Consider the following 17537-nt stretch of genomic DNA (forward strand, 5'->3'; position numbering starts at 1 on the left):
GGCGTAACATGGAACATAATTTTGATCTGGTTGTGGTGGGCTGCGGTATAGCTGGCCTATCCACAGCTGTATCTGCTGCTGAAAACGGTCTAAAAGTAGCGGTACTGGAACGTGCAACGATTGAGGATCGGGGTGGTAATACTCGTTGGACCGAGGCCCTGATGCGCATGAAAAACGAAACTGAAGTGGCCGACGATCTCGAGGATCACTTCATGGCGAATAGCGGATTTCATCTAGACCCGAGTTTGGTACAAGAGGCGGGCGACAGCCATGAAAATCGTTCGGCAATTGTTCGCTCGCTTGGCTTTACAGACCCGGAGCTGATCTCCACGCTCTCTTCCGAAGCAGGTCTAGCCCTTACCTGGCTGAAAAAATTTGGCATCACCTATTCGGATATGCCAACCTACCTCATCACACAATCGACAACTCGCCTCATGCCTGTAGGGGGAGGTTGGGCCCTGGTCGAGGCCCTCGTCAAAGCAGGCGAAACACTTGGCGTCAAATTCTTTTACGAGACTACGGCGACTAAGCTGATTCAGAGCGATGATGGCACAGTTTGTGGTCTACATGCCTCCGACAATCAATCAAGAAATACTAAATTCCTGGGAAAGGTCATGTTGGCTTGCGGCGGTTTTGAAGGTAACCAGGAGATGCAAGCTCTCTATTACGGCGCCAAAAGTCGGTATATCCGTCCTATCGCCCGGGGCGGTTATTACAACAAAGGTGAGGGCATCAAGATGGCATTGGGCATCGGTGCCGCACCTTGTGGCGACTTTTCCGAATACCATGCCGAACCAATCGATCCAAGATCCGGACAACCAGAGCCGATCGTATTCGTTTTTCCATATGGCATCCTTGTGACAAACTCTGGCAAGCGCTTCGTTGATGAAGCATCCAATACAGTTGACGCGATCTATGAAAATATCGCCAGACTGATTAATGAGTTACCCGGTGGAGTGTCTTACGTCATCTGTGATCAAAAACTTGATTTGGTACCAAACTGGCAGAGAACGGTGCGAAGCGATCAAAAACCCATTACTGCCGACACGATCGAAGAGCTCGCCAAAAAGCTCGGGATTCCTGCAGAGCAACTCGTTAAAACTGTTTCTGAGTACAACAGCGCCACAACCAAAGGAACTTTCAAGCCGCTGGAGCTTGATGGTCTATCCACTCAAGGTCTCAATCCACCCAAATCTAACTGGGCACTACCAATCGACCAAGGGCCTTATCGCGCCTGGCCAATCAGTTCGGCCAACTGCTTCACATTTGGCGGATTGCGTTGCAACGCCCACGCGCAAGTTCTAGATACGGATGGAAGACCTATAAAAGGCCTTTATGCAGCGGGCGAGACGATGGGTCTCTACTATGGTAAGTACACCGGAGCGACTTCAGTCATGAGGGGTCTGGTTTTTGGTCGCTTAGCTGGCAGACATGCCGCACAAAATTAAAACTTCATCTGCAACTTGATGTGAAGTTTTAAGAACGATGCATAGGGGAGCTTAATGATGAGCAGAAGATTCGACGACTATTTTGAAAAAAAAACCATCCTGATTACTGGCGCAGCAAGCGGCATCGGTCGTGCGGCAGCCGTGCTGTTCGCCAAGCAAGGTGCCAATGTTGTATGCACTGATATCGATGATAAATTGGGTCTTGAAACACTTAACTTGGTCAAGCAAACTGGGGCTAACGGAATCTATCTCCATGCGGATGTCACCTCCAGGAAAGAAATCCATGCAGTCGTCGCAAAAGGAATTGAGACTTTTGGGAAAATAAGTTTTCTGCTGAATTCGGCAGGGTCCGCCATCAATCGTTGCAGTTTTCTGGATATTGACGACGCATTATTGGATAAAACATTTAATCTAAACTTCAAAGGTACGTTTTACGCTATTCAGGAAGTACTGCCAAACATGCTCGAGAACAAGCATGGCGTCATCATCAATATGGCCAGCATGGCACAAAAACGTGGTGGGCCGGGCACATCCGTTCACTACGCTGCGGCAAAAGGTGCTGTCAACACCCTAACTCTTGGTGTCGCGCGAGAATTCGCAAGCCGAGGAATACGCTGCCTGTCAATCTCTCCCGGTCCGATTGAAACAGCCTTTCAAGCCGCGTCAAACACGACAAAGGAAATGTCGGACAGATTTGCAGCCGACATTCCGCTCGGAAGGATCGGGCAACCAGAGGAGATCGCGGAGCTTGCGCTCTTCATGTGCTCCAACGCTTGCGAATATATGACTGCAGATACAGTTTATGTCAGCGGTGGCGGCGGCTGGAAATGAAGCCAATGCGTGCAGTTCAGATTGCCCAATATGGCGGTACTGAACAGCTATCGCTCAATTTGGTTGGAAAGCCAGATCCCGGCCCGGGTGAGATTCGGGTCAAAATCGCCTTCGCAGGCGTTAACTTCATGGACATTTACACACGCAGAGGAGCCTATGCAGGATCCTCTTCTCCATACGCGTCTGAATTACCCCTGACGCTAGGAATGGAAGGCTCTGGTTGGGTTGACGCGATCGGAGCAGGTGTGGAGGATTTCAAGCCAGGTAATCGGGTTGTCTTTTGTTTATCGCGGGGTAGCTACGCAGACTATGCTGTCGTTCCCGCCAGTAAGCTTGTTCTGCTTCCCGACTCAATGGCGTTGGATATTGCAGCAACAGCATATTTTCAAGGATTGACTGCTCACTATCTCGCTAATGATGTGAGTCGATTGCAACCCGGCGATACGTGTGTGATTTATTCGGCAGCGGGGGGGGGTCGCACAAAACCTGATTCAAATGCTGAAAGATCGTCAGATTAGAGTGATCGGCGTCGCACATTCCCTTGAAAAATGTGATTTCGCCAAAAATGCGGGTGCTGATGTAGTCTCACTTGATGATCCCCAAAGCATAATCGATACAGTTTTTGCGCAGACAAATGGCAACGGAGTACAAGCTTTGTTTGACTCTGTCGGCTCAGCGCTCTTTGACACAAGTTTGCGCATTCTCAGAAAAAAAGGTCTTTTTATTCATTATGGTGCCAACTCAGGCGGGCTCGCTTCGATTGATCCGATGCGTCTGGCCAATGCGGGCTCCCTCTATTTTGTCAGACCAAGATTAAATGATTACATCAGTACCCGTGAAGAGCTAGTCAATCGCTCTGAACTTCTGTTTAACCTATTCTCAATGAATCGAATCAAGATATTTCCGCAGCATATTTATGCGCTGAGCGAGATAAGCCTGGCACATCAGGCGCTGGAATCCCGCCAATCAATTGGTAAATCTATCCTGCAAATCTCACCGTCGAGCACTGGATGATTCAATTGTTTATTTATATGGAGCATGTATGACGAATAACCAAACCCGCGAATTTCGTCTCGCAATTTTGGATGACTATCAAGGCGTCGCGCACAAGATTGTGGACTGGAGTCAAATTCAGGGATTATCTGTCGTAGCCTTCAAGGACCATGTTTACGATGAAGACGAGTTGGTTGAACGCTTGTACGGCTTTGACTGCGTGATGCGGATCAGGGAGCGCACGGAATTTCCCCGCTCTGTCTTAAGTCGCTTGCCGAGGCTCAAGCTTATTTTGGCGACCGGGATGCGCAATGCCAGATCCCTTGATCTGCAAGCGACCGATGAACTGGGTATCGTGGTCAGCACAACCGATGCCCAGCACCAAACCACCGTGGAAGTGACTTGGGCACTCATTCTCTCTTTGTTTCGGGCAATCCCTCAAGAGACAGCCTCGCTTCGTGCCGGAGGCTGGCAGACAACTGTCGGCTCAGGCTTGGCTGGCAAAACACTCGGGATCATTGGATTGGGCAACATGGGTATTCCCGTCGCGCGAATCGGTCAGTTATTTGGTATGCATGTCATTGCGTGGAGCCGAAACCTCACACCAGAACGTACTTCCCCATACGGTGTGGAGTGCGTCACCAAAGAAATGCTTGTCGAGCGTTCAGATGTCATCACGATCCACCATCCCCTGACCGATAGCAGCTTGGGACTAATCGGTGAGCAGGAAATTCGCAGAATGAAACCGGGTGCATTCTTGATCAATACTTCCAGGGCACAAATCGTGGATGAGGAGGCTTTGATCAAGGGCCTGTTTGAACAACGCATTGGAGGAGCCGGCCTCGATGTATTTTCGATTGAGCCTTTACCGCAAGGTCACCCATTTCGCACATTGCCAAATGTCGTTGCGACTCCCCATATCGGCTTCGTCACTCAAGAAAACATGGAAGAGTTTTACAATAAATCATTTGCCAACCTGAAAGCTTTTTTAGCTGGAAAGCCTGTGAATGTGATTAATAGCGAGCATCCTTTTCTCCCGGACTCCCAAGTCGCCAAACAAATGCACAAGACGCCTCTTCAAAAACAAAAGTGATGAACTCGCTACGGCCAATCCAGCATTGATACAATGATCTGATGAATAAGCCTAAATCTACCAAACCCAGACCCACAGCCGCGCCAGCTGAAGAAGGGGACGATTTACCCCGCGGCGAGCGCGCCTATCGATATATCCGACAAGCTTTAGCGACGCGCAAGCTATTGCCAGGAGATCGTTTGCGTGAAGTTGATCTTGCCGAAATGATCGGCCTAAGCCGTACGCCCATTCGCGAAGCCTTGGCTCGCCTTGAAGCCGAAGGCCTGGTCGTTCACGATGCGACACTCGGCATCACGGTCGCAGAGCTCGATTACAACATGATCACCGAACTTTACTTCATGCGCGAAATTCTTGAAGGCACCGCAGCGCGTCTCGCGGCCCAACACGCGTCGGATGTTGAGATTTCGCTGCTCGAAGACATGTGTGAACAATATGCAAATTCTGTTGGAAATGATCAACAGCTCGCCAAAAGCAATCGCCAATTTCATGAGTTGCTCTACAACTGCAGTCACAATCGCTACTTGATCAAAATGCTCAAGACCCTTCACGATACGTTGACACTTTTAAGACATACAACCCTCACCGATCAACAACGTGTCAAAGATACCGTCAAAGAGCATGAAGCCGTTGTCAACGCCATCAAAAAACATGATCCAGACGCCGCAGAACAAGCGCTGCGCGAGCATATTTACGCTTCCCAGAAGCTACGGATTCGCCGTCTGATCGTCTCGAAATAATTCATACAGTTGTCCTCGGACTTCACCTGCTCAAGGACAACTGTCACAGTCTACTTTTGTAAAGCTTGAAGAACAGCGCTTACCTTGACAGAAGAACCTTCCAGGATAAGCGCCTGTGCGGCAAGCGCTTGCTCTTTTTTAAGATGCATTGTCGCGTTCGACATGAATTTCTCAGAAATATCCTCTCGTGACAATGCACGTGAGCCAGCGCCCTTATTGACCGGTACATAACGGGTCACCTCGCTTCCATCCTTGAACTTGACAGTAACCCCACCGGAAAAATACCGCGGAAACTCGGATTTTGGATCAGCTACACACACCACTTTCTTTGCAAGCTGTTGAACCTGCTTGGATGAAAGTGTCTGTGCCTCCAACTCTGGCAGACCAAAATAACCCCTGAGCAAGCAAACTGCCACGACATAAGGCGTACTGAATTTTGCTTCGTAATCAGTCGTGGCATTTTGTTTTTCCTCGATCGGCTCGGCCACAATATGCAATGTCGGCTCTGGCAAGGAAACCACAATGCTCTCAATATTTTCGATGCGATCTTTGACTTCCTCAAAAATACCAATTGCAGCATCTGCGCTACCATGGATGAAATGACAGACCGGATAGGGCTTGATCACTGTTCCCAGCATTTGCCAGTCGACGCCAAGATTTTTGCCAATTAATTCAATATCCGTTGCAGCACCATGCAAATGTGTGTCGAATAAACCAAAACGTCCTTCATAGGGACGAGAGGGTGCGACAAACCCTTTCCCCGCGAGATGCGCCGCGGTTATTCCAGCAACAGCCCCCCAGCCAGGGTGAAAGCGTTTGGTCCAGGCACCCTCCTCCAAAAACACTTGGACACCAGAGGCTGTACTGGCTGTGATACCTTGCGCGCTCCACATCGCCTGAGCATCCATTCCCATCAACTTCGCAGCGACCAGGGACGAGCTGAAGTGCGAAACGATTCCCGTCGCATGGAATCCAACATGATGAAAACCTCCTTTAACCGCTGCGCCCAAGCGAATAGCAGACTCCACGCCCACAACATAAGCACACAATACCTCTTCCCAGCTCGCGTTGACCTGCTCACCGATCGCGAGGGCTGCGGGCAGACTCGCAACTGTTGGATGAACGATGCTCATTGGGTGCGTGTCGTCATAATCCAATCCATGCACCAGGAGGCCATTGGCTAAAGCAGCATCTCGTGCGGCGTACTTTTTACGCGTACCAATCACGGTGCTGATTCCCGGCCCACTCAGCGCCTCGATACCCGCAAGTGCGACCGGCGCGTAATCTTGCGTGTGCGAGGCCAGAGCCAATCCCACTCCGTCCAAAATATGCAGGCGCGCACGCTCGATGACCTCTGCCGGTAGGCTTTTATATTGAGCTTGATGCGCAAATTGGGCGAGACTTTGGGCTGGATTGGGTAACTGTGTTTGAGTATTTTGTTTTGCTGTCGCGGTAGTTGCTGTATTCATATTGAACTCTCATTTTCCTGAGCAATGCAGTTGAATAGGATGCCTTTAAATAATTTCGAGATCCACGAACGGACCGTGTTGCTGTCCGCCATAAACATCTGAATCCAGTATGTCCCCGGAAATCACCGGCCGAGGGATTGTGACTTTGATTGCATTCGCCGCAGGGTATTCAATCACTTTGACTTTTGCCTCCTCGACACCATAAGTCGATGCAATCCATCGGGCTGATATCGTTTGGGCATCCCTCACTTTTTCGTAACCAGCTTGATTTTTAAAAATAATGTCAAACGTCAATTCAAACGGACCCGCATTCTTGCTGCGTATTAGCCTTGTCATTTCCCATAGTTTCATGATCAATATCTCACATCTGAATATTCGATTGGGAACATCTCTAATGGCGATGCTGGTATCACTACATGATTCATGTTGAAGCGGTACGTTGCGCCACGTTGTATTTCTGCCGGAGAGTAAGGATAGGCAATGGATGTGATCAATCCACTCCACTCGGGGATTGGAAAGTGCACTGCGATATGACTCACTGATTTCATCAATGCAGTGGCGAGTTCTTGAGTGTCCGCAGTCACTTGAAATAATAATCCTACCTCGTGACCGATCGCATGTAACGGCTCCATACCGCCCATCGTTGCATTTTTCCCAATCACCCTAAGATCGAGTCTATATTTTTTTTCAATCTCTGCGCCGTAGACAGCTTCGATTCGCTGCTTTGCTGTCACAAGCAATTGTTTCAGCCATGGATCTAACTGCCTGAGGATCAAAGGATCGCGGACTGTTCCGATAATGATCGACTGGTATCCAGCAAGCTCGGCACCCTCGAGCTTGATTGTGTACTGATCAGAATGACGAAATGTGCTGCCCGAGACACGCACGGCACGATCAGAAATCGCTTCATAACGTGCCAACCTTGTATCTAGGACGCCCGACGGCTCGATCAATTCGTATGGCGAGGCATTCTCATACAAATTATGAGACGCAACGCTATCCGGATCACAGTAAAAATCAGGATTCGGGGCATCGATAATAAAATGATCGTCACGGACAATCGCAAAGTTGCAATCCGGATACTTTCTTTGCACCATGCATGCCGCACCACACTCCATGATTTTGGCGGCATGCCATGCCGAAGCGGGATTGATTCCATGCAGTACTGGCACTGCGGCAAATATCGAGGTGTCACTTGATCTGCCTGCGATAATGACATCGCATCCCTGTTCTAGCGCCTGTACAAAAGGTTCAGCTCCTGCCATACCCACTATGTGCGTGCTGCGTTCAATAACGGTCTCATCAAGGTGAGGGGCATTCTCCAGCGGCCTGATCTGACCATCCCGTAATTTTTTCTTTAGGTAGTCTTTATTTTGTTCGCTGTGAATAGCGCCCAAGCGGAATGACAGCTTTTCTTCACGTGCGATTTCCCGCGCGATACCTAACAGTCGCTCTAAATGAATGTCCGAACCGGATGTGCAAGCCGATCCCACGATCACTGGAATTCCAGCACTTCGACCTGCAAGCAACATTAATCTGAGATCACGTTTGTATGCGGCACTGGAAAACATGCTGTCTCCAGAACCTAGATAGTGGGGACCCGGATCAGTCGAGCCTGAATCTGCGCCGATAAAGTGTGGCTTAAGCGCCATCGCTCGACGAATGGTGTCTTCTTTGAATCCGGATCCCAACATTCCTGTTGCGGATAAAACGCGGACCTCTTTCATCTCTTGAGTCTCCTATGTTTGTCAGATTGCGCATCATTTTTGTACTCCGCGCAGGGTTGACATTTGTATTTGTATCCCGCAGTATACAAACGTCTACAACGTCTGGGGAATCTTTATATGCGCGCCAATGAAGATTTGGATAGGATCGAGTCCACCTTACTGGCTTCGGGGCTCACTGATACAGCTCAACAATTCCCTGAGGATGTATTGGCCGCAGTCCAAGCGGCCGAGCGTGTTCGTGCGTCGTTGAATCTACCCCTAGACAACACACTTGAACCATGGCCCGCGATGCGCGTCGGGAGCACGTCATGCACTGGCTAACCGCGTCCCAGATCAGTACAGGTTATAGAGACAAGCTATTTTCACCGACGGAGCTTGTGAGAGATCTATTAGCGCGTATTGAAAAATACGATCGCCAATACAACGCCTTCATACACATTGACCCACAAGCCGCACTTGATGCGGCGCAACAGGCGGAAAATGAGATTCAAGCTGGAAAAAAAAGAGGCCCTCTGCATGGGGTACCAATCGGAGTCAAAGATATTATCGACGTCGCGGGGGAAGTGACAAGCTGCCATTCCGCTCTCATGCTTGATCATGTTGCGACCCATGATGCAACAGTGATCAAAAACCTGAGAGCCGCAGGCGCAATTATCTTAGGAAAACTTTCTCTCCACGAGTTCGCCATTGGCGGGCCTTCATTTGATCTTCCGTTTCCTCCAGCCCGCAATCCTTGGAATCCCGATCATCATCCCGGCGGCTCTTCTTCAGGCTCGGGCACAGCGTTGGCAGCGGGTTTCCTACCACTTGCCCTAGGAACCGATACAGGCGGATCCATACGCAATCCGGCAGCTGCTTGCGGAATCGTCGGCCTGAAACCAACGTATGACTTAGTCTCGAGAGAGGGCGTCTTTCCGCTTTCGTTTTCATTGGACCACGTCGGCCCGATGAGTCGTTCCGTGCAAGATGCCGCGCTGGCGCTCGATGCGCTTGTCTCGACGCGCTCAAGTGCGCATCAACGTTCTTTCACAAGCGATCTTGATAAGGGTGCCAAAGGACTTCGGATCGGATTTATCAGGAATTTTCATGAGCGTGACATAGTCGCCGACCGCGAAGTCACTGCTGCGCTCAATGAAGCAGCCAACACCTTTCGGGAACTCGGTGCAAAGGTCGATGACATAGAATTTCCACTATTTCACGAGATGGCTGCTACGCAAAAAGTTATTCAAATGTCTGAGGGGTATGCCGTTCATGCCAAATGGCTATCTTCTCGCGCAAAAAGTTACGGTCAAACCTCGCGCCGCAAGCTTATTGCCGGGGCATTTTTTTCTGCCGCCGACTACGTCCATGCCATGCAACGACGCAGGCAATACATTCAAGCTATTAACGAGCTTTTTTGTGATCATGACGTTTTACTTTGCGTCAATTCAATGGAGCCGGCATGTCGAATTGACGATGAACAGGAACTTTTAAGGACATATTCGCGTCAAGCGCGCGCCATGTTTAATCTCACCGGCCACCCTGCACTCGCCTTAATGAGCGGCATGAGTCAGACTGCACTTCCGCTCTCAATGCAACTGGTCGGTCGGTATTATGACGAAGCCACGCTGCTCAGAGCCGGTGCAGCGTATGAACGGGCGACCACATGGCATACGATGCATCCGCAGTTAGATTAACGCTAAACATCTGTCCACCTCGATTAATTTTTCTTACTTTTCGCTGAAATCATATTTCTGTATTTTAAACAGTTGAAATTCCTTGCTGTTGTTTGACTGGTTCCTTTTTCGATTTAGTTTTTCGCAAACATCTCGTCGCTCAAGCAAACTCAAAGGTGCTGACATGAATCAACTATTGAACGCTCTTGTTCGCAGTCTATGTACCGCCACAGCTTTAATCGCCATGGCTTTTTCGGCGAACGCCCAGACCTATCCCAACAAAGATATTTCCTTTATCGTTCCATTCAACCCTGGTGGTTCCGCCGACCCTTTATCACGCGCGTTCGCAGCCGAACTTGCCAAGACACTACCCGGCACTGTCAATATTATTAATCGCGCCGGCGGTTCTGCCACCATTGGAACCAACGCGATTGTCCGTGCCGCGCCCGATGGCTATACGATCGGCCTAGGGGATAGCGCGGCCTTGGCTTATCAGCCGCTAGTCAATAAAGATCTAGCTTACAAGTCTACACAAGACTACACCACCATCATCAACTTGGCCTTTGTGCCCGCCATGCTTGTCGTGAGAGCCGACTCTCCATGGAAGACGTTCGAGGATTTTGTGGCAGATGCCAGAAAGAATCCAGACAAAATCAGAATTGGTGTGTCGGGCGTGCGCTCTATCGCTGATTTGGCTGTACAACAACTAAATCGCGCAGCGAAAATCAAACTCGACACGATCCCGTTCACCGGAGGCGGAGGCGAGGCTTTGGTCGCGCTGTTGGGAGGGCGCATCGAAGGCGCGATGGGATATGGTCCAAATACCGCAGCCCAGGTCCGAGCTGGAAAGCTTCGAGTCCTGGCTGTATTTACGAAAGGCAAATACGTTCTGGCGCCCGAAGCCACTTCGATTTTCGATGCCGGATACGACGCAACCCTACCTGCAAGCTACAGCATCATCGCACCCAAAGGGCTTCCCAAAGAGGTGCATGCGAAGTTAGTGGATGCCTCACTCAAGGCGGTACAGTCTAAAGAATTTATCGACTTCGCCAACAGAAGCGGTTTCGTGATAGATACAAAAGACTCTGCCGGTACGAGCCAATACTTATCTGATCTGGCGAAAATGTTCTCCGAGCTCATCACTTGGATGGATAAAAAATAAATTCATTCAAAGCCGACACTATGCAATCAGTTAAATGGAGTCGCAGCAAAGGGTACATCGCGGTGGGCGCGATAGGCGTAGGCCTATCCGTCCTTTACCTTGCGCTGTCCTTTCAAATGCCAATGGGACGAGTGCGTCAACCGGGAGCCGGGGTCTTCCCTGTCATCTCTGGCTTTTTATTACTCCTTGGAAGCGTCTCCGCCATTTGGGAGGGTTTCAAGCTACGCAAAAGTGAAGAGATCGAATTACCTGCCGGAAGCGATCTCTACCGACTCTTGACCGTTTTAGGCGGAATATTGGGTTATCTCATACTTTTACCAATCCTCGGACAACTTGTGAGCAGCACTATTTTTTGCTTTGTGCTGATTCGCGCACTGTCTAGCCTACCTTATTGGCGAGTCATTTTGTACGCAATAATCATGGCGGGTCTCGCATATCTTTTATTTGTGCGCCTGTTGATGTTACCCATGCCTGTAGGCATTTTCGGACTCTAAAACAGGACCTCCTCCATGGATCCGCTTTCCGGTTTATTTCACGGCCTTAGCGTTGTCTTCTCTTTTCAAAATTTGCTCGCCGCTTTTTTTGGTGCGCTTGCTGGCACGGCTTTAGGCGTTCTACCCGGTCTGGGGCCCGTCGCGGGTGTTGCGATTCTTTTACCCATCACATTTACCTTGCCTCCCACAGCAGGGCTGATCATGATGGCGGGCATCTACTACGGCGCGCAGTACGGTGGTTCGACTACAGCCATTCTGGTCAACATGCCGGGAGAGTCCTCTTCCGTCGTAACCTGTATTGATGGCTACAAACTCACCCAGAGAGGTCGTGCGGGTGGGGTGCTGTCCATTGTCGCGATTGGCTCATTTATCGGTGGCACTGTCTCTGTGATAGGCGTCATGCTCTTTTCGCCTACCCTCGCACAGCTTGGTATCCTGTTTGGACCGGCAGAATTTTTCGCTCTGACCGCTGGCGGTCTATTACTCTTGTCCCGCATCTCAGGCGGCTCATTTGCCGCGGGTATTTTGCCGATGGCCTTGGGAATGGTCTTGAGCACGGTCGGCGAAGAAGCGGTGACAGCGATGAATCGCTTCACCTTCGGTTTCAACGACCTGAGTCAAGGTTTCGATCTGGTGCCTCTCGTTGTGGGGTTATATGGTGTCACCGAAATTATGTTTTTGGTGGAGCGTATTAAAAGCCAGCCCTTACCTGTTCCCGTAGGTTTACGTGACATGCTGCCAACCAGAGAGGAGTTGCGACGCTCTTGGGCGCCGTATGGTCGGGGCACGATAGTGGGGTTTATTTTCGGCTTGCTGCCCGGCCCTTCCGCGACACTCTCGAGCTTTGCCTCCTATCGTCTGGAGAAAGGCGTTTCTAAACATCGTGACGAAATCGGAGAAGGAGCAATCGAAGGTGTGGCGGGCCCTGAAACCGCCAACAATGCCGCGGCGACTTCTTCGATGGTTCCTCTTTTATCGCTTGGTATGCCTTTCGGAGCCATTACAGCGCTCATGATGGCTGCCATGATGGTCTATGGTGTCCAACCCGGTCCGCTTCTCATGACGGACCATCCTGAGATTTTCTGGGGTGTGATCGCGTCTATGCTGATTGGAAACGTCATGCTTCTAGCCTTGAATATTCCAATGATCAGCGTTTGGGTCAGCTTGCTCAGAATCCCCTCGCATATTTTACTGACCATGATTTTATTAGTGGCGGTAATAGGTTCTTACAGTGTTCGCAACAGTATTCTGGATGTTTATGTGTTGTTTTTTATCGGGCTCATTGGCTATGTCTTCAGAAAACTCGATTTTCAACTCGCTCCATTGGTAGTGGGTGTCGTGCTCGGGCCTTTGATTGAAAAACACATGCGCGAAGCATTATTCATGAGCCGGGGCGACTTGCTGGTATATGTCTCTAGCCCGATCGCCATCGGAATCTGGATCCTTGTTCTACTTGTGATGGTGCCTCAGATCAAGGACTCGTTGCTTCGCAAGCTATTCATTGGCAACAAAGGAATTGAATAGTCAGTCGGCAATTTTTTAAAACGATCATCAATCATTCTGGAGGACAATGTGGACGATGCTGAACTGATTAAAAAATATGCTCAGTGCATGCAGGATTTTGACTTTTCTATTCAAAGAGCTGGAGAACTCTTCTCGGAAGTCAGCCAACTCCGCGAAGAGATTCGCCGCGCAAGTGTCGTCCTCACATTTGATGATGAACCCTCGGGATTCGTAACTTTGCTTGAGAAAAAGGCCGGGAAATGAGCCAGGACATTCATAATCTCAGCCTGACCGCATTAGCCAAGGCCATTGCCAGTCGAGAGGTGACTGCGGAATCAGCCGTCCAAGCCTGCCTTGACCGCATCGCCCTCTGGCAACCCTCCCGCAATTGTTTCGTTGAAGTCGATGGAGAGGCCGCCTTGGAGCAAGCCCGAGCTTGCGATCTTCACTTGGCCTCAGGCGGAAAGGTGCAAGGTTCCATGTATGGTGTACCACTTGCACACAAAGACATGTTTTACCGACCAGGTGTTGGCTCTACTGGAGGCACTGAAATCCGTCGCGACTGGATCGCCTCAACAACCGCCACTGTCTTGACCAGATTAGACCAACAAGGCGCGATTCAACTTGGTCGACTGAGTATGTCTGAATTTGCAGCGGGACCGACAGGTCACAATATTCACTACGGACACTGCCGCAACGCCTACAACCGAGACCATATCTCTGGCGGGTCCTCAAGCGGCTCGGGAGTCGCCGTCGCTGCACGACTGGTATATGGCGCACTCGGCTCTGACACGGGGGGCTCCGTCAGGCTTCCTGCCGCCGCCAACGGTGTACTAGGCCTCAAACCAACTTACGGTCGTGTTAGTCGCTATGGGGCAATGCCAAGATCCTGGAGTCTCGATCATGTTGGTGTCTTGGGGCGGACGGCCGCAGACTGTGCCTTGATGATGAACGCGATTGCCGGGGCGGATAGAAACGATTCCACGGCGAGTGTTCACCACGTTCCCGATTATCTGGCAAGTCTCAGTCAATCAATAAAAGGTTTGCGGATAGGTGTACCTTCAATCGAAACACTGGGTCATTCAATAGAGCCTGACGTCGTCAAAGGCCTTGAACATAGCCTATCCGTTTTACGTGAACTGGGTGCCGTCATCGTTCCTGTTCAAATGCCCGATATGAGGTCTGTATTTTTTGTTGCCGAAACTATCGTAAAGTGCGAGGCTGCCACGATGCATCGCGAGTGGCTGAAAAACAGGCCACAAGACTACTCTCCACAAGTGCGCAGTCGAATCGAAGCGGGCCTCACGATTCCCGCCACGTATTATCTCGATGCGATGAGATTGCGCAAACAGCTCACCGATCAATTTTTATCCAACACAATGGCTAATGTTGATGTGATTCACATGCCTGTCATGTGCGGCCGCGTCCCGTCTATTGCTGAAACGGACATTGATGGCAGCGGTGATAAGGTACGTGCCCTGGTCAGCAGACTGACCACGCTGACTCGGCCAATTAATCTTTTCGGTCTGCCATCCATCAGCATACCTTGCGGATTTGATCCACTTGGACTTCCCCTGTCCTTTCAGCTGATCGGATATCCTTTCACCGAAGCGCAATTGTTAAATATCGCGCACACCTTCGAGGAAGTGACAAACTACCACCTGCATGAGCCGACACTCTAATGTCAACGCGAGACTATGATGGCGCATCGCGTGGGAATATCACTCGCGAATTTGTAGCGCTGATACGCGATTGGGAGCCCAACAGTCCCGAGCTCATTGAGGCCGCACGCCTATTTTTGATTGATGGTTTAGCGGTCAGCTTCGCGGGTTCTAGTGAAACGGGTCCGTATTATGCCGGTGAACTTGCGCGCCTTCAATGTGATAGCCCGATGGCCACAGTCATCGGCCAAAACCTCAGCACCTCTCTTTCCAGTGCGGCTCAAATCAATGGCATGTCGATGCACGTTCTGGACTATGAGCCGATGTGGAATCCCCCTAATCACGCACTCTCTTGCATACTGCCAAGTTTGCTCGCTCTCGCCGAGTTTCGCGAGCATCAAGGCTCGGGGCCTCAAGGCGCGGCCTTAATGCGCGCACTGCTCAAAGGTATCGAGGCGCAAGGACGATTGCGTCTATCTTCGGGTCAAATCGAGCCAAGGGAGTTGAGCCTTCATCCACCGGGAGTCGTTGGGCCACTTGCATGCGCGCTTGCCTGCGGCGATCTCCTGGGTTTAACCGAAAGCCAGATGGTGGCGGCCATCGGCATCGCGGCGTCCCGAGCGTGTGGCATTCTAGCGAATGTCGGTTCGATGACCAAAGCACTGCACTGCGGTGACGCGAGTCGAAACGGCCTTGAGGCAGCGCTTTTAGCGGAAAAAGGTTTTTCTGCCAACTTGGATGCTCTGGCAGGACCGCGTGGATATGGGTATGCCTATTTTGGGGAGCGCTTTGACACCAAACCTTTGCATGCGCCGCTCTTGATTGCTCGAGCGCTCGATCCAGGTCCTGCGTGGAAACTTTTTCCCTCCCAATATGCAACCCATTTTGTCATTACAGCCGCGCTTGACTGTCGAAGTCGCATCCCTGATCCCTCAAGGATTGCATCCATCGAAATAGTCACACCTGTTATGCCGTACATCGATCGACCCTCACCAAACTCAGGACTCGATGGAAAGTTTTCGCTCCAATACTGCGCGGTTGTCGCTTTACTGGATCAAACTGTCAACCTTGCCTCGTTTACAGATGAGCGAAGATTCGCAGCGGATACCATCGATTTATTGGCTAATACACACTTGAAGCAAACGTCTGAAATTTCAGGCCGTTTCGACGCCATGCATGTCGATGTGACAGTCACGCTTATCGACGACTCTCAGATCCGACAACGATGCGCCGCCCCCCTAGGCAGCTGGTCCAGGCCTATTGCGTCGAAAGACATCGAAACTAAAGCACATGACTTGCTGGATCCCCGACTTTCAATTCAAGAGAAGCAGACTTTTTGGGGCATGCTCTCGAAACCAGCTGAACACATTCAAATTTCAACTTTATTACGCTGTCTTGCGAACTCTAAAAACAGTCAGACCAGCCTTTCTTGAGTAAAGCAAGATTAGGGTTTGACAGACGTAAAGAACCTACGATTGCAACGGATACTTCTTGACATCCAAAGTGGTATTCGTAAATATACACTTGTATTCAATTTAGTAGTTTATTAAAACTTTGCTCGCACGCAATACGGGCATTGATTGACATAAAACATAATCACATAAAAACCAAATCCGACGCGAAACTTAGCCACGCGATACGGAATATGGAGACAACGCAATGAGAACAAGGTATGGCCTTTCATCCGAAAAGAATTCGATCAACACTACAGTCACGTCGCTGTTCAGGCGAAAATTTTTAAGTCTCTGCGGCGCATTATTTCTCCTGCCAATCGGTGCGATGGCACAACCGACTGACTGGCCGGCCATTGAAGCTGCTGCGCGCAAAGAGGGGAAGGTCATGCTTTATCACAACCTGAACCCCGCAGGCGCAGAGCGATTAGCCAACGAATTTCGTAAAGCATATCCAGCGATCAAAATGGAAATGACGCGATTGGGGAGCGCCCCGCTGATCCAACGTTTCAGCACAGAGTTTTCGTCCGGCAGAAACATTGCTGATGTCTTGATCACCTTTCCCGATCAACGCGTATTTGACGGCATGAAAGCAGGGTGGATGGCCAAATGGGTACCTCCAGAACTCAAATTTTTCCCACCCTCTGTCAACTACGAGGGCAAAGATATGCTTTTTAACGTTCAGACTGCACGAGAAGCAATTATCTGGAATAAACAGCGCGTGAAACCAGCTGACGCCCCAAAAGAATGGGCCGACTTATTTGATCCCAAGTGGAAAGGCAAGATCGGGATGAATCCACCCTGGCGCTCGGTTTCCATACAAGGAATCGTGGCCTATTGGGAAAAGCTTGGTCTTGGTGATACCGCCGCTAAACTTAAAGCAAACAACGTCCGCTTCTTCGAAGGTTCAGGAGGCATTTTACAAGCTGTCATACGGGGAGACGTCCACATAGCTGAAATCACCGATTTGCCAGTCAATGTCGCACTTGCAGATGGCGCCCCGATTGGTATCGTTTATCCCAAGTCAGGAACGACGCTTTCTCTCGGTTACATGTTCGTCGCCGAGAAGGCACCAAACATTAACGCCGGTAAAGTGCTCGCAAACTGGCTGATGAGTGAAAAAGGACAACAGTATCTTCAGGACTTTGCAGGCTTAGCCGTGACTCGCAATGGCATTCCTGCAATGTCGCATATCCCAGCCACCGCGTCTTTACCGAACACTATCGATGGACTTGAGCTTTTGCCTCCCGCAAAGCAGAAGGAAATCGTAGATCACTGGCGTACCACATTCGGCATTCAGTAAGCGCTGTTCG

General features: G+C 50.3%; 18 protein-coding genes. 15 read left to right on the forward strand and 3 right to left on the reverse strand.

The genetic code is table 11. The annotated features are described in order from the left end of the window. The first annotated feature begins 8 nt into the window (after positions 1–8). From QWY27_RS09035 to QWY27_RS09060, 6 genes are read left to right on the forward strand one after another with little or no spacing between them, the layout of a single operon-like run. The gene (locus tag QWY27_RS09035) at positions 9–1448 is read left to right on the forward strand and encodes an FAD-dependent oxidoreductase (protein WP_290196881.1); all 1440 of its coding nucleotides are present in this window, start codon (positions 9–11) and stop codon (positions 1446–1448) included. A 54-nt stretch (positions 1449–1502) separates the two neighbouring features. Then, positions 1503–2279, forward strand: a complete 777-nt coding sequence (locus tag QWY27_RS09040) for an SDR family NAD(P)-dependent oxidoreductase (RefSeq protein WP_290196883.1) — start codon at positions 1503–1505, stop codon at positions 2277–2279. Between the two features lie 5 nt (positions 2280–2284). Further along, positions 2285–2797, forward strand: coding sequence for an alcohol dehydrogenase catalytic domain-containing protein (locus tag QWY27_RS09045; RefSeq protein ID WP_290196885.1), 513 nt, complete (start codon positions 2285–2287; stop codon positions 2795–2797). Further along, positions 2775–3293, forward strand: a complete 519-nt coding sequence (locus tag QWY27_RS09050; RefSeq protein WP_290196886.1) for a zinc-binding dehydrogenase — start codon at positions 2775–2777, stop codon at positions 3291–3293. The genes QWY27_RS09045 and QWY27_RS09050 overlap by 23 nt, the downstream gene beginning before the upstream one ends. Before the next feature lie 28 nt (positions 3294–3321). Further along, positions 3322–4365, forward strand: coding sequence for a D-2-hydroxyacid dehydrogenase family protein (locus tag QWY27_RS09055; protein ID WP_290196888.1), 1044 nt, complete (start codon positions 3322–3324; stop codon positions 4363–4365). A 41-nt stretch (positions 4366–4406) separates the two neighbouring features. Next, positions 4407–5102: a GntR family transcriptional regulator gene (locus QWY27_RS09060; RefSeq protein ID WP_290196890.1), complete on the forward strand. Its 696-nt coding sequence runs from the start codon at positions 4407–4409 to the stop codon at positions 5100–5102. A 50-nt stretch (positions 5103–5152) separates the two neighbouring features. On the opposite strand, the gene QWY27_RS09065 is transcribed toward QWY27_RS09060, so the two are convergent. Genes QWY27_RS09065 through QWY27_RS09075 form a run of 3 tightly spaced genes read right to left on the reverse strand, consistent with a single transcriptional unit; the run spans position 5153 to position 8298 of the window. Then, positions 5153–6571 carry an MmgE/PrpD family protein gene (locus QWY27_RS09065; protein WP_290196892.1) on the reverse strand — a complete coding sequence of 473 codons (1419 nt, stop codon included), beginning with the start codon at positions 6569–6571 and terminating at the stop codon, positions 5153–5155. 45 nt (positions 6572–6616) lie between these two features. Continuing rightward, positions 6617–6922 (reverse strand): DUF4387 domain-containing protein, encoded by a 306-nt coding sequence (locus QWY27_RS09070; protein WP_290196895.1) that lies wholly within the window; start codon positions 6920–6922, stop codon positions 6617–6619. A gap of 2 nt (positions 6923–6924) precedes the next feature. After that, positions 6925–8298, reverse strand: a complete 1374-nt coding sequence (locus QWY27_RS09075) for an acyclic terpene utilization AtuA family protein (protein ID WP_290196897.1) — start codon at positions 8296–8298, stop codon at positions 6925–6927. A gap of 117 nt (positions 8299–8415) precedes the next feature. Between QWY27_RS09075 and QWY27_RS09080 the strand changes: the two genes are divergently transcribed. From QWY27_RS09080 to QWY27_RS09120, 9 genes are all read left to right on the forward strand, one after another. Continuing rightward, positions 8416–8619, forward strand: a complete 204-nt coding sequence (locus QWY27_RS09080) for a hypothetical protein (RefSeq protein ID WP_290196899.1) — start codon at positions 8416–8418, stop codon at positions 8617–8619. Then, the gene (locus QWY27_RS09085) at positions 8607–9974 is read left to right on the forward strand and encodes an amidase (RefSeq protein ID WP_290196900.1); all 1368 of its coding nucleotides are present in this window, start codon (positions 8607–8609) and stop codon (positions 9972–9974) included. Before QWY27_RS09080 ends, QWY27_RS09085 begins: the two co-directional genes overlap by 13 nt. A 163-nt stretch (positions 9975–10137) precedes the next feature. Next, on the forward strand, positions 10138–11115 hold the full coding sequence (locus tag QWY27_RS09090; RefSeq protein WP_290196902.1) for a Bug family tripartite tricarboxylate transporter substrate binding protein: 978 nt from the start codon (positions 10138–10140) through the stop codon (positions 11113–11115). 20 nt (positions 11116–11135) lie between these two features. Next, complete coding sequence (locus QWY27_RS09095; RefSeq protein WP_290196904.1) at positions 11136–11609, forward strand: tripartite tricarboxylate transporter TctB family protein; 474 nt, start codon at positions 11136–11138, stop codon at positions 11607–11609. A 15-nt stretch (positions 11610–11624) separates the two neighbouring features. Further along, positions 11625–13133: a tripartite tricarboxylate transporter permease gene (locus QWY27_RS09100; protein ID WP_290196906.1), complete on the forward strand. Its 1509-nt coding sequence runs from the start codon at positions 11625–11627 to the stop codon at positions 13131–13133. Positions 13134–13181: 48 nt separating this feature from the next. Next, positions 13182–13376: a hypothetical protein gene (locus QWY27_RS09105; RefSeq protein ID WP_290196908.1), complete on the forward strand. Its 195-nt coding sequence runs from the start codon at positions 13182–13184 to the stop codon at positions 13374–13376. Continuing rightward, positions 13373–14794, forward strand: a complete 1422-nt coding sequence (locus QWY27_RS09110; protein ID WP_290196910.1) for an amidase — start codon at positions 13373–13375, stop codon at positions 14792–14794. Before QWY27_RS09105 ends, QWY27_RS09110 begins: the two co-directional genes overlap by 4 nt. Further along, positions 14794–16206, forward strand: coding sequence for an MmgE/PrpD family protein (locus tag QWY27_RS09115; RefSeq protein WP_290196912.1), 1413 nt, complete (start codon positions 14794–14796; stop codon positions 16204–16206). Before QWY27_RS09110 ends, QWY27_RS09115 begins: the two co-directional genes overlap by 1 nt. Before the next feature lie 226 nt (positions 16207–16432). Then, the gene (locus QWY27_RS09120) at positions 16433–17527 is read left to right on the forward strand and encodes an ABC transporter substrate-binding protein (protein ID WP_290196914.1); all 1095 of its coding nucleotides are present in this window, start codon (positions 16433–16435) and stop codon (positions 17525–17527) included. The last annotated feature ends 10 nt before the right edge of the window (positions 17528–17537 follow it).

The organism is Zwartia vadi, from assembly GCF_030410375.1.
Lineage (GTDB): Bacteria > Pseudomonadota > Gammaproteobacteria > Burkholderiales > Burkholderiaceae_B > Zwartia > Zwartia vadi.